At 42.0% G+C, this 13,595-nt stretch carries 9 protein-coding genes; 3 read left to right on the top strand and 6 right to left on the bottom strand.

Features of this window, described 5'->3' with window-relative positions; translation table 11 throughout:
* Window positions 1-323: 323 nt before the first annotated feature.
* Window positions 324-725 carry a TerB family tellurite resistance protein gene (locus ACOVQQ_RS09820; RefSeq protein WP_421818048.1) on the top strand — a complete coding sequence of 134 codons (402 nt, stop codon included), beginning with the start codon at window positions 324-326 and terminating at the stop codon, window positions 723-725.
* A gap of 71 nt (window positions 726-796) precedes the next feature.
* On the opposite strand, the gene ACOVQQ_RS09815 is transcribed toward ACOVQQ_RS09820, so the two are convergent.
* Window positions 797-2,644, bottom strand: a complete 1,848-nt coding sequence (locus ACOVQQ_RS09815) for a tetratricopeptide repeat-containing sensor histidine kinase (RefSeq protein WP_421818047.1) — start codon at window positions 2,642-2,644, stop codon at window positions 797-799.
* The gene (locus ACOVQQ_RS09810; RefSeq protein WP_421818046.1) at window positions 2,641-3,384 is read right to left on the bottom strand and encodes a LytR/AlgR family response regulator transcription factor; all 744 of its coding nucleotides are present in this window, start codon (window positions 3,382-3,384) and stop codon (window positions 2,641-2,643) included. The genes ACOVQQ_RS09815 and ACOVQQ_RS09810 overlap by 4 nt, the downstream gene beginning before the upstream one ends.
* Window positions 3,385-3,525: 141 nt before the next feature.
* Between ACOVQQ_RS09810 and ACOVQQ_RS09805 the strand changes: the two genes are divergently transcribed.
* A complete protein-coding gene (locus ACOVQQ_RS09805) occupies window positions 3,526-5,994 on the top strand; it encodes a LamG-like jellyroll fold domain-containing protein (protein ID WP_421818045.1) in 2,469 nt (822 codons plus the stop codon).
* A 731-nt stretch (window positions 5,995-6,725) separates the two neighbouring features.
* On the opposite strand, the gene ACOVQQ_RS09800 is transcribed toward ACOVQQ_RS09805, so the two are convergent.
* The 4 genes from ACOVQQ_RS09800 to ACOVQQ_RS09785 form a co-directional block, all read right to left on the bottom strand.
* Window positions 6,726-7,100: a PH domain-containing protein gene (locus ACOVQQ_RS09800; protein WP_421818044.1), complete on the bottom strand. Its 375-nt coding sequence runs from the start codon at window positions 7,098-7,100 to the stop codon at window positions 6,726-6,728.
* Between the two features lie 81 nt (window positions 7,101-7,181).
* Complete coding sequence (locus ACOVQQ_RS09795; protein ID WP_421818043.1) at window positions 7,182-7,538, bottom strand: bleomycin resistance protein; 357 nt, start codon at window positions 7,536-7,538, stop codon at window positions 7,182-7,184.
* Window positions 7,539-7,550: 12 nt separating this feature from the next.
* Window positions 7,551-8,837 (bottom strand): amidohydrolase family protein, encoded by a 1,287-nt coding sequence (locus ACOVQQ_RS09790; protein WP_421818042.1) that lies wholly within the window; start codon window positions 8,835-8,837, stop codon window positions 7,551-7,553.
* A gap of 1 nt (window position 8,838) precedes the next feature.
* Window positions 8,839-11,811, bottom strand: coding sequence for an amidohydrolase family protein (locus ACOVQQ_RS09785; protein ID WP_421818041.1), 2,973 nt, complete (start codon window positions 11,809-11,811; stop codon window positions 8,839-8,841).
* Window positions 11,812-11,975: 164 nt separating this feature from the next.
* Between ACOVQQ_RS09785 and ACOVQQ_RS09780 the strand changes: the two genes are divergently transcribed.
* Window positions 11,976-13,511 (top strand): YifB family Mg chelatase-like AAA ATPase, encoded by a 1,536-nt coding sequence (locus ACOVQQ_RS09780; RefSeq protein ID WP_421818040.1) that lies wholly within the window; start codon window positions 11,976-11,978, stop codon window positions 13,509-13,511.
* The last annotated feature ends 84 nt before the right edge of the window (window positions 13,512-13,595 follow it).

Raw genomic sequence — 13,595 nt, 5'->3', positions numbered from 1 at the left:
AATATCTAATCCATTTATTTTTCGAAAATAATTACACCCAACGGGTTATTATTAAGATTGGAGTATTGATTATTAAGTATTAAGACAAGAGTATTAAGTGTTAAGATTTGATGAATTCACCATTTTACGTTTCATGTTACCGCTTTAACCCACGAATCGTCGGTGCCTGAGCCTGTCGAAGGCTGTGTTGTGTACATTGTGAAAAACTTTTTGAAACATAGTGCTACACCTGTGCATGAGCCTCTAGAATGCCAACTTCCCCGATATTTAAATTCCCAAAATATTCAACTATCGCTATCTTTGCAACCTACAATGCCTACCAAATGACCACTCAACAAGAACGTTTGCAACTACTAGCCGATATGATTGCCTTTTCGGTAGTCGATGGAAAACTCCACGAAAAAGAATATCGCTTGCTGTCGTACATAGCCGATATGCTTCATGTGTCGCAAAAGGACTTCAAACAACTTTTTCACGCCGAACCAAAACCCAATGTACTTCGCTCCGAATTCGATCGAATTCAACAATTCTATCGATTGGCACTACTCATGCACGCCGACGGTGTTTTGCATGAAAAAGAAGAAATTGCCATCTGCCAAAGCGCAATCGACATGGGGTTAAATCCGTCTGCTTGCAAGCGTTTACTTGCGTTAATGAAAAATGCACCAAAGCGAACGCTCGATCCAGCACTTGTTCTCGAAACATTTCGTGAACAACACAATTAAATGGCTTCCTAAAACGATTTTTAGCAATTTTTTAGTTTCAGAGTAATGCTCTTTCACTAATGCAAGCTCGCTTACTCTTTATGAGTGATTTTCAGAACCACTCGAGTGCCTGCCGCAATACCGTCTTTGTACAAATCCTCGTACGTGACCGAGTAAGTGGTTTCATCGGTATTCAATAATTCCAATTGCTTGTCGATTGCCGAGGTAGCAAACGACTCATGCTGTACGCTCCTTTCCGTTAGTTCTCTTGAAGCTTTTCTTCCAATTCCGTTGTCGTAAATAGTGCACAACAAGGTATTGTTGGTTTCAGTAAAGGAAATTTCTAGTTTTTTAGAACCTTTTTTATGCAACAAGCCGTGTTTCAACGCATTTTCAACAAAAGGTTGCAAAATCATCGGAGGCAAACTGTCAAAATCCGGATCTAGTTCGCTTCCCACATGTATGTGATACTCAAAATCGTCGTTAAAACGCATTTTCTCTAATTCTAAATATCGTTTTAACAATTCGATCTCAGCGCTTAACGTAATGCTTCGTTTGCCTGAAAAACTCAATATTTCGCGCGTAAGCGTAGTAAAATTCTCCAGCTGTTTGTTCGCTACGACTTTATCGCCATACATAAACAAATGCTGAATGCTGTTCAAAGCGTTGAAAATGAAATGTGGATTCATCTGACTCTTTAAAGCGGTTAGCTCACTTTCAGTAGCTCGTTTTTCTGCCACTAACGCTCGTGTTGCTTCTTCATAACTAGCACGCAACAACTCATTCTTCTTTCGGTTTTGATATCTTCTGAACGAAGCAAACGCTAGTACTGTCAGCAACAAAAAAACAAGAACTAAAATCCAGATCGTGCGCTCTTGCGTCTGATTTTTTAAATCCGTAATTCGTTTTTCTTGCAGCAATCCCTTGATTTTTGATTCTTTCTTTTCCGATTCAAAAGCTTCCGATAATCTTGAAATAACTTGTTCTTTTTCAATAGTATACACGCTGTCTTTTTTGCTTTGGTAGAGCAAGAGCGTTTTGTATGCTTTTGAATAATTGCCGGTTTCAAACTCTAATTCATGGAGTTTTTGATAGGCGGATAATAAGCTGTGTTGATTGTTAATGGGTTCCGAAACGGCAATCGATTCGTTTAATAAGGCAGTTGCTCGGGTGTAATCTTTTTTCTTTTGATAGCACACAGCAAGTTCGGCTAATGGTTGTCCGAGTAAATTCGACGCTTCGTTTTCTTTTGCAATTCGTATCGCTGCTTGCAAAAATGGAATCGCTTTTTCAAACTGATTTTGCTTATAATAGCACGAACCAATATTACTTTTAGCGAGAATAATTCCGAAAGGTATTTTCGCCGACGCGCAAATTCGCAAAACTTCTTCGTGACATTCAATAGCTTTTTGATATTGCGATACATCACCATAAGCAATTCCTAAATTGGTTAGAATTGCCGCCCGTTTCGGATTGTCTTTAGAACCGGTTTCAAGTAAAATTTTGTCTGCTTCCTGTAGCAAGACCAACGCTTTTTCGAACTTTTTATCGCGTGTGTAAACCGATGCCAAATTGCTATTTCCGATGACAATGTTATCGGTCATTTTTAAACGAGTAGCTAAACGTAGGGCTTGTGTGTAATAGGTAACGGCTTTGTCGTATATCGCTTGTTGGTAGTAATAATTGCCCACACAGTTTAATGCGCGAATTTCTCCCAACGGATATTTGATCTTTCTAGAAATTTGCAACGCTTTCTGCGCATACGTTAAGTTTTTAGGCTGATTTGCAAAGGTGTTTGCCACACAAAAATCAACCAATAATTCAACACGAGCGCTGTCCGATAAAGTTCTTGCTTGCAGTTTTCGTTCGATTTCATCCGGCGTTTGTGCTCGTAAAGCCACGCTCAAAAACAATAATAGGAACAGCAGCGCTTTTTTCATAGGTAAAGCGATTTTATCAACAACTCAAAATCTGCTTTCTTTTCCCGAGCCACCGGAATCCATTTTTCATTTTCGAATACAATCGAATTTCCGTCCTTACGACTGTACTTTTTTATATTTTGAAGATTGATTAAATACGACCGATGACAGCGAAAGAAATGTTCGTTCTGTGTCAGCAAATCGTCAAATTCCTTGATTTTTTTCGTCACTAGATAGCTTTTAGCCAAAGTAACTACATGCGTGTACGAACCGTCGGCTTCAAAATACAAGACGTTTTTTAAATCCACGAAAGTGAGACCGTCGGAAAGGGGCAACGCAATTTTACTCAGCCGTTGATCGGCCATACTTTCGCGTAGTAACTGAATCTGACTACTCAAATTTCCGGGCGACTGCTGCAAAACTTTTCGGCAAGCGATTTGCAACTTTTCAATGCTAATCGGTTTTAAAATGTAATCTACCGCCGAAACTTCGAAGGCACGCAAGGCAAATTCTGCGTAAGCGGTACAAAAAACGGTCTTAAACGGCGGATTTTCAAAATACTCAAACAAGGCAAAACCGTTTTCATTCGGCATTTCGATATCCAAGAAAACGAGGTTAGGGTGCAGGGAATTAATTTTTTTTACCGCTTCTTTCACAGTTTCGGCTTCTCCGATGACTTCAAATTCGGGTGCATGTTCGGCGAGCAAACCTCGTAAAAGCTGCCGGGCATTAGCTTCGTCATCAACAAGCAATACTGTCATAATTCGTGAGTATGCCGTAAAATTAGAATTTTTGTTAATGTAAAAAAGCTTCCGTTCGTGAAGTATTTTATACCGTTCGTGAAAACGTCTTATATACGAGTGTGTTACCTAGCTAGTTTTGGTCGAAATTTTATTTGATTTATGAAGAAAACTCTACTATCACTGCTCATGTACGCGCTCTTCCCCGCCGCTGTTCTAGCGCAACAGCCCGTACTCAAATTTTCGTTTAACAGTAATCTTACTTCAGACGACAATGAAGCTACATTAACTTGCTCCGCACCTGCATACGGTCCGGCGCGAACAGGTACTACTGGCGCTTCGTATTTTTTTAACGGCAACGCGAGTTCTGTGGCTACTGGTAATATTCCGAGCTATCTGACTGGTTTGGCCAGCCGTTCAGTTACTTTTTGGGCTAATTTTAATGCGCAATTTGGTCCGGGTAATATTGATATGTTTGGTCTTGGAAACGGAAGCATCAATAACGCCGGTTTCAGCCTAGGTATTCTCGGCGGTAGCAATCCAAGTTTTTATGCCGACAACGGGCAATTTGTGTACGCAAATGCTCCGATAACAAACTTCGCGGGTAACGTTTGGAACCACTTTGCAGTAACCAACGGTACAAATGGTTTTGTCGTTTATCAAAATGGCGTACAGATTTCGGCTGTACCGCAAGCAATTATCAATTTAATTGGCGCTAATTTTTCAGTAGGTATGAGTAACGACTTTTCTACTGGAAATACCTTCTATATGGACGATCTTGCTTTTTACGATACGCAATTAACGCAGTTGCAAGTCCAACAAATTGCAAACGATGCTGCAACACCAACCATTTCAGTTAATGTTAATCCTGTTGCCGACATCTACGCGACTGCTGTCTGTATTGTTGATGCCAATTCAAGCGCTACAACACTTACAGTAGAATACGGCACTACACCCGCGTTTGGAAGTGTTATTCAAGTGCCAAACCAAGTTACAGGAACAAATACACAACTTATCTCAGTGCCATTATCGAACTTGCTTCCAGAAACAACGTACTACGTTCGTGCTTCGGCGGTAAACGGTTTAGGATCTGCAACATCAAATACATTTACATTTACAACTTCTAGTTTTATTGTAGATGTGCCAATCATCCAAAATACTAATGTAATCGCAACATCGCCAACTTCTTTTACTGTCGATTTCGAAGTCAATCCAAGAGGAAGCCAAACTTTGGTTGAATTGCTCTATACGCCTTGCCCAAACACGCCAGCCATGCCCGTTAACATCGGAAATGCAACGCTTACGATTCCAGCGGGTCAAGGTTTTGTGAGCGGTAGTCTTACGGTAACCGGACTTTCTCCAAACACCGATTTTGCCTATTCCATTCGCGCTACAAACAGTGTTTCAAATGTGCAAACTTCCTATGCATGTACCGCTACTGTACCATCTGTGGCAGTAACATCAAATGTACTGAGTAACGTAACTACCAATTCAGCACAATTAGATTTCAGTGTTTTAGGTGCTAATATTGACGTAAATTATAACGTGTTGATTTATCTGGATCAAGGTTCTTTTGATGCCGATACCGCTGTTTTTGTAGCAAACTATTCGCAAATGGTATTAGACCTAACAGGGCAGCAGATTTTCCAGAATTTAATTTCGGGTACTCCTTACACGTACCGCATAAGAGTGGAATCTAATTTGGGAGACATCATCAATGTCGATGGTAGTTTTACCACATTAACCAATGCAAATGCGCCGACACCCATCCACGAATTCAAGTTTGATAACTCACATTTAGATACCGTAGGCGATTACGGCTTTCAAACTTCCAGCGGAAATGCCAGCAGCTTTGCCAACGATCGTTTCGGAAATGCCGCCTCAGCTTTAAAAATTATCCCAGGTAGTTCGGTAACTGCAACGCCTCCAGCAAACCGTCCGTTACCACAAGGAAATTCAGAAAGAACCATTTCATTTTGGGCAAACTATACCACGATTTTTCTTGAAAATAACATTTTCGGCTACGGCTCAACGGTGGCGGGACAAGGTTTAGGAATTCAGGAAAACAGTACTTTGGTTAATGTGTACTTGTGGGGTTCGTCGCTCAATAATATTTTTTATCCCGGAACTATCATCACCAATAAGTGGTATCATTATGTAATCACGTATGGTAACGGACAGCTTAAGTTTTACCGCGATAACATCCTCTATTTCACAGGTTCAGCTAATTTAAATACGCAAGGAAGCATGATGCGTTTGGGCAGATTGCTCAACGAAGGTCCGACTGCCTCGAACACCGCTGATGCGCTGATCGATGATTTGAAAATCTACGATGTAATGCTTACTGCTGCTCAAGTAGCCGAGTTGTTCAATAACAATGCCTTAAGTGTTAATGAAGTAATCAAAACTAAAAATACTGTTGCGGTGTATCCAAATCCAACCAACGGTATCGTAAAAATTGATAGCGAATTGCCAATTGAAAAAGTTCTCGTATTCCAGATGAATGGCCAGTTGGTGTTAGAATCTAAGCAAAGCAAATTCGATTTAAGTGCCTTGCCTTCAAATGTGTATGTGTTGAAAATTGTTGATAAATCTGGTGAGATCAGCACCCATAAACTGATCAAAAATTAAAACAGTAGTAGTAGTTTTTTGGGAGAGGCAGTCTGTAAGGGCTGCCTTTCTTTTTTGGTGTAGATGTTTCGAATTAAAATTCGGGCGTTCCGGCGGGTCGTTCCTCCGGCGCCGTCGCGTGCTTGCTGCAATTCAAGCGGCAAAAGTCGTTTTGGCTACGGCTTTAAAAGGGCTTCTGGCGTCGCCTTGTAAAGCCAAGTCGCAATCTCCTTTTGTCGCTTTCATTTTCGCGCCGCCCGCTAACGCAAAAACGTGCACGAACAATCATTGCAGAGAACGAATCGCGAAATCGATTTCCTCCAGTCAGGTCTTAATTCAACCAACTCTGCGAGAGTTTAAAACTCTCGCAGAGTTGGTTGCAAATTTCGTTTCCTTTTCACGCCGCTCGGTAACGAAACAGCGTGTACGAACCATCTTTCCAGAGAACGAATTGCGGTAACGATACCCGCGCAACCGATTGAGCCGATACCCCACAGCCGCATGTAGCGCAGCGAAATAGGCGAGGAGTAAAGGCGAAAGCGGGACGGGGCGGCACACAAATTTCCATTACTTGCCTGCCGCCGCGATGCGCCCAAGTAAAAATTACAAAGCTTTAAAATCAATTATGAAAATGCGTGCGACCTAAATTAGCCGCAAAAAAAAAGAATACTATGGCTAGTATTCTTCTCGTATTTTCAGAAATCGGCCTAGATTTTAAAACCCGAACCGGCCGAATTTAACTATTTGAAAGTTTACAAAACGTAAGCGCCAAGAATTTGATACACTTCGTTGATGTTGTTGCCGCCTTTCCCAAATTGCTTGCTAATGGGCTGTGCTTCGCCGCGTACCCAAATTTTCAATTCGGCATCTAAATCCAACAAACCAGCGCTTTCTTTGCTGAATTTGTTAATGTTTTTGTACGGAATGCTCAAGTATTCGGCCTTGCTGCCCACCAATTGTTTCTCCACTAAAATCAGACGCTTGTTCGTGAAAATAAACTGATCTTTTATGATTTTATAGCCTTTTTCGATATGCTCGCCGGCTACGAGTATCGGCTGAAATTCTTTTTCTAAATCGGCAATAATAGCTTCCGAAGCGTTTCCTAAAATGGCATTAAAAATTCCCATGTGTGTATTCGTTTAAGTGTTCAAAAGTAGCGTATTTACTCGGGACATGTTGTGTTTGTTATTGCGAAATTCTACTATAATTTAATCGCTTTCGCCGAAAGTAAGTAAGTTGTTGTCGGGATCGAGCATCGAAAATTCGGTTTGTCCCCAAGGTTTTACTTCTAATTTTCCGTTCGGATGAATCGGCACGTTTTGCGATAACAGCTCGTTGTAAAAGCTTTTGATATCGCGTACACGCAGGTAAATTTGTCCGTAATTTTCCTCGCGAACCAAATCTTCAAACAAGAAAAAATGAAGTTCGCAGTCGTCTTTTTCCAAAATCAGATACTCCGGATAGGGCACTGCGCTCACGTCGGTGAATTTCAAGAATTTCTCGTAAAATTCAACGGTTTGTGCTCGGTTGCGCATCGGAAGTTTCGGGTGAATGCTTTCAATCATGATTAAAACCACTTATTGTTGGTACTTGGTTTTGTATTTCTCGTACAATTTGGTTTGGTGCGTTTGCAGATCGATGGAGCGTCCGTCGATGAATGCTTGTGTGATGTTGTTTCCACGCATGTCGAGTGCATCGCCGGTCGAAACCAACAACGTTGCCGATTTTCCTACTTCTAACGAACCGTATTGGTTGTCGATTCCCAAGATTTTCGCAGCATGTAACGTAATTAATTGCAAGGCTTCTTCTTTGCTTAAGCCAAATCCTGCCGCAGTACCTGCCATAAACGGCAAATTGCGCGTGTTCATGCGCTCCATTTCCGAGCTGTTTTCTAAAGCCACGATAATTCCGGCTTTGCGCAAAATGGCAGGCATTGCATACGGTTTTTCTATCGGATCTGTGTCGTGCGAGATTAAGCTGTGTACGCGTTCTATCAGTACCGACACCCGATATTTTTTGAGTAAATCGGTAATTTGATCGGCATCGGAAGCACCAACTAAAACAATTTTTTTGATGTTGAGTCGGTTTGCCATTAAAACTGCATCGGTCATTTGTTGCGCTTCGTTGGCATGAATGTAAAGCGTTCCGCCATTTTTAAACCAGTTGGCTATTGCAAAATACGGCTCGTTTTCTTGTTCGTTAGTTTGGTTTTGGTAGGCAATTCCGGTTTTCAGATAGTTTTCTAATTCGGCTACTTGCTTGTCGTAGTCTTTAGCAACCGATAGTTTTCCGCTGCCGTCCGACCAATCTCTGCCAAACGTTCGCGGGAAATTAATGTGAAGTCCTTCGTCTTCGTTAATGACGGCTTCACGCCAGTGCCAGCTATCGAGATTTACAATCGACGATTTTCCGCTGATGCGTCCGTCTCTTGGTGTGATTTGCGCCAATAAAATGCCGTTTTGTTTCGCCGTTTCAATTACTTTCGATTCGGTATTGAATGCGATAATACTTCGAACATTCGGATTGTATTTACCAATTTCGGCCATGTCGTCGCTGGCTTTAACGGCATCGATTTCGAGCAAACCTAATGTCGAATTGGTGGCAATAAAACCTGGGTAAATATGACTTCCTTTGGCGTCAATCACTTTTTTAAACGTACTTCTTGGTGCCGAGTTTGCAGCGCCGACGTAGGTGATTTTTCCGTTATCAAATCCGATGGCACCGCTTTCAATTACTTGTAGCGTACCGGTGTGAATAACGGCATTGGTAATTAAAATCGATTCCGATTGTTTGGGTGCGGGTTGCGCTTGTGCGGTAGAGAAAGCAAGCGTAAATAGCGAAATATATAGTGTTAACTTTTTCATTTTATGGTTCTAAGGTGTCGCAGTGATAGTGCTTTGGTTCGGTTTTTTTCGGCGGAATGGTAATCATTCCTTTATTTTTCTCTTCCAAAAGTTGACTAAAAATCTTCCCTTTGTCGGCATGCATTTGCAAACGAAGTTTTTCAGCTTGTTCGCGATCGAAGTAAATAGTTCCGTCAATCAAGGTTTTTTCTGCCTTAGCGTAAACCGAAAGCGGATTTTCAGACCATAAAACCAAATCGGCATCTTTTCCTACCTTGATACTTCCTACGCGATCGTCGATATGGAGCATTTTCGCCGGATTTAACGTCACAAATTTCCAGGCATCTTCTTCGCTCACACCTCCGTATTTCACTGCTTTTGCTGCTTCTTGGTTCAGTCGGCGCGACATTTCCGCATCGTCTGAATTAAATCCAACTAAAACACCTTGTTTATGCATCAGTGCGCCGTTGTACGGGATGGCGTCGTTCACTTCAAATTTGTATGCCCACCAATCAGAGAAGGTAGAAGCTGCTGCGCCGTGTTTTTTCATCTCGTCGGCTACCTTATATCCTTCCAAAATATGCGTAAACGTATTTACTCTGAAATTGTATTTCTCTGCCAAATTCATCAGCATCAAAATCTCTGATTGTACGTAAGAGTGGCAGGTGATAAAGCGTTTTCCATCGAGAATTTCCACTAAAGTCTCTAGTTCAGCGTCTTTTCTTGGAGCTAAGCCTTTGTTTTTGGTAGCGCGGTAATCGGCCCATTCCTTTTTATACGCCACCGCTTTATCGAAATAATAGGCGAAAGTTTGCTCAACGCCCATGCGCGATTGCGGGTAGCGCGACGGATTTTGAATGCCCCAATTGCTTTGCTTCACATTTTCACCTAAGGCAAATTTGATGAATCCCGGCTGGTTTGGAAACAATAGGTTTGCGGCATCTTCGCCCCATTTTAATTTTATGATTGCCGATTTTCCGCCAATCGGATTCGCGGAGCCGTGTAAGAGTTGCGATGTAGTTACGCCACCAGATAAATTCAAATAGATGTTTAAATCGGTTGCATCGACCACATCTTGTATGCTTACTTCTGCACTGGAGTTATGGCCAGCTTCGTTTACGCCGCTAGAAACAGCAATGTGTGAATGTTCGTCGATGATGCCGCTCGTTAAATGTTTGCCTGTTGCATCGATCACTTTTGCAGTGCCCGCGGCTAAATTTTTTCCAACGGCTTTAATTTTTCCATTGCTTACCAAAACATCTGTTTGGGCGAGTATGCCTTCTTTTTCATTGGTCCAAACGGTAGCATTTTTAAATAATACGTCTTCTTTCGTTGCTTTATTAGTAAGACCGTAAGCACCGTTAGGGAAACGCGCCGGCAGTACTTCGTAAGGTTTTGGTGCTTTTTCAGGAGTTGCTTTTTCTGCGGCAGCTGTTTTTTGTAGTGAAAAAGGTACTGTTTTATTATCGAGTAAAACCGCTGTTCCGGCTATATTTTCGGCATTTACTACGTTTGCCGATAGTCGATTAAAATTCGTGGTAAGCGAGTCGGCGGGTTTTAACAATAGTTGCAAACGGTCGCGTGAATAGCTTAGTTTGGAGTTGTATTTAACGCCGGCCAAGTCGGTAACTTCCGATTGTGCTGCTGCCGCAGTTCCAGTGATTTTTACCGTAAATTCCTGATTGTTCATACTGAGTTTGTACGTACCGCGAATGTCGATTTGTTTGCGATCTGCTAGCACGTAGGGAACTCCTTGCGTGTACGTTTCATACCAAACGGTTTCGGGTGTAAATAGCGGACCATTGGCAACGATGAAATTTGCCTGTTTTCCTACAGCAATGCTTCCCATTTTCGAATCCAGTCCTACTAATTTTGCAGGTGTAATCGTAAGAGCGTCAAGTGCTTGGTCTGGACTTAGTCCGTAAAGTATTGCTTTTTGAACATTAGTTCTAAATTCGTCGGCTTTTTTCAAATCGGCCAAAGTAAAGGCAAACGGAATGTTGCTTTTTGCCAAGGTAGCCGGATTTGCAGGCGCTTGATTCCAATAGAGTAAATCAGAAAAATCGATTTGGTTGGCGAGGTTTACATCAGAAACATCGTACGCTTCGGGGAACGACAACGACGTGATAACTGCAGTTTGTGCTTTTTTCAAATCGTCCACAATTAAATAATCCGTTCCGCTGGTTTTAATTATGGTTTTAAATCCGAATTCTTGTTGAAGTTTTAAGGCACGAAGCGCACTTTGATGATCGCGTACTTCGAATATTTTAGGAAGCGACAACTGTTCGTTAAACGCCTGTAAGTCGGCATCTTGAATACCGTTATTTTTCGCCCAAAGCGCGTCGTTATAGAATTGACGTAGCAAAGCAATACTTCCCATTAGCGAGGTCGGATACGATTGTATGGCTGCCGCACTGCGGTCGAAACTATAAAAAGTAGCTGCTTTTGGATTGAGAATGCGTTTGGCTGAGTTTTCGAGCAGTAAAGAAATGGCAGTTCCGGTACCGCGTGCAATGCCGTCGCGTTGATGTGTAACTACTGTTGAGAATCCGTTCTTTAAAAACGACTCTGCTTTCTCTGAATCAAAATTAAACAGCGACACGCCTTGCTGATGAGCTTTGATGTTGTCGTTCCAGTAAAAGCCTTTTGCCGGTAAATCGTAAACAGGTGAATTCCGGTAGTTTGAATTGGGTTTTGAAATTCCGAAATTGCTGTAAATGTCTATAAATGAAGGATAAACAGATAATCCTTGCAAATCTTCGACGAGGTAATTTTTAGGAACACTCAAATTTTGACCTACTGCTTTGATGATGCCATCCGAAACTAAAATTGTGGCATTTTCAAGCAATTGTCCGTTTCCGGTGTAAACTTTACAATTCGTAAATGCTTGATTTTTTGTGGTTTGAACCTGAGTAGATTCGTTGTTGGGAAAGTAAATTTGACCGTGAAGTGCTACTGGCAGAAACAGCAGCAAAACCTTTAATTTTTTAAACATACTGTAAGATTATCGACCAAATTTAGTAAAATACGGTTGAGTGAACTTGTTAAATGATAAATCTGCTTGAAAACTTCTCTTTTTTAATATTTACGGTTTTTCCGTAAAATTATTTTTCAACACCTTTTTACCTTCGCTGCATCTAAGCCTAATTGTTTGAATATATGCCTTTAGTTAAAATTTATGGAAGTGCCGTTTTTGGTGTCGATGCAACTACTATTACTGTTGAAGTCCACATGGACAAAGGAATTGGCTACCATTTGGTTGGTTTACCCGACAGTGCCGTCAAAGAAAGTAGTTACCGCATTGCAGCTGCGCTGAAGAATTCGGGCTATAATTTTCCGGGAAAGCGAATAACTGTGAATATGGCGCCAGCCGATTTACGCAAGGAAGGATCGGCCTACGACTTAACATTAGCAATTGGAATTTTAATTGGCTCGGGGCAGTTACAAGCGTCTGATATCGAACAATATATCGTTATGGGCGAATTGTCTTTAGACGGTAGTTTACAGCCCATTCGCGGCGCACTGCCCATTGCCATCAAAGCAAAAGCCGATGGATTTAAAGGTTTTTTACTTCCGATACAAAACGCTGCAGAGGCGGCTATCGTTGCTGGTTTTGATGTGTATGGCATTTCTAATTTGTCGGAAATTGTTGGTTTTCTTTCCGGACAACTCAGTTTAACCCCTCAGCAACCTCAAATAACTGTATCGCAAGAGCACGAATTGGAACGCGATCTCGATTTTGCAGATGTAAAAGGACAGGAAGGAATTAAACGATGTATGGAAATTGCTGCAGCAGGCGGACACAACATCATTTTAATTGGCCCGCCCGGATCGGGAAAAACAATGCTTGCCAAACGGTTGCCTTCTATTTTACCTGAAATGAGTTTGCAAGAAGCGCTCGAAACCACAAAAATTCATTCGGTAGCGGGAAAGGTAAAATCGGCAGGATTAATTTCGAGACGACCTTTTCGGAGTCCACACCATTCGTGCTCGTCGGCGGCTTTGGTTGGTGGCGGCAGTTTTCCACAGCCTGGAGAAATTTCTTTGGCGCATAACGGCGTTTTGTTTCTCGACGAATTACCCGAATTTAAACGCGAAGTTCTCGAAGTGATGCGCCAACCTTTAGAAGATCGTGAGGTTACGATTTCGCGTGCCAAATTTACCATCACGTATCCGGCGTCGTTTATGTTGGTGGCGAGTATGAATCCGAGTCCCGGAGGGTATTTTAACGACACCAATGCTGTGGTGAGTAGTTCTACCAATGAAATGTTGCGGTATATGAGCAAGATTTCGGGTCCGTTGCTCGATCGAATCGATTTACATATTGAAGTAAGTCCGGTGCCGTTTGAAAACCTGTCGGATAAACGACCCGCAGAAAGTAGCGCAGCCATTCGCGAACGCGTACGTATGGCGCGAGAACGGCAGCACAAGCGTTACGAATCGGTAATTGACGTGCATTACAACGCGCAAATGTCGACCCGTTTGATTCGCGAATTTTGTGCACTCGATGAATCGAGCTTGTATTTGTTGAAATCGGCTATGGAACGATTAAACTTATCGGCACGTGCCTACGATCGTATTCTGAAAGTTGCGCGTACCATAGCCGATTTAGACGGATCAGATCAGATAGCGCCGATGCACATTGCTGAAGCGATACAATACCGCAGTCTCGACCGTGAAGGTTGGTTGGGCTAAATGGAGATTAAGTTCGTTTGATGAGGTTTCGAAAAGCAAACAACGGAGAGCAAACTAGTCGTGAAAAATAAGAGGTGTTTTTTT

Origin of the sequence: Flavobacterium sp. (assembly GCF_049240005.1) — a bacterium.
Lineage (GTDB): Bacteria > Bacteroidota > Bacteroidia > Flavobacteriales > Flavobacteriaceae > Flavobacterium.
This window is presented reverse-complemented; position numbering and strand designations above follow the sequence as displayed.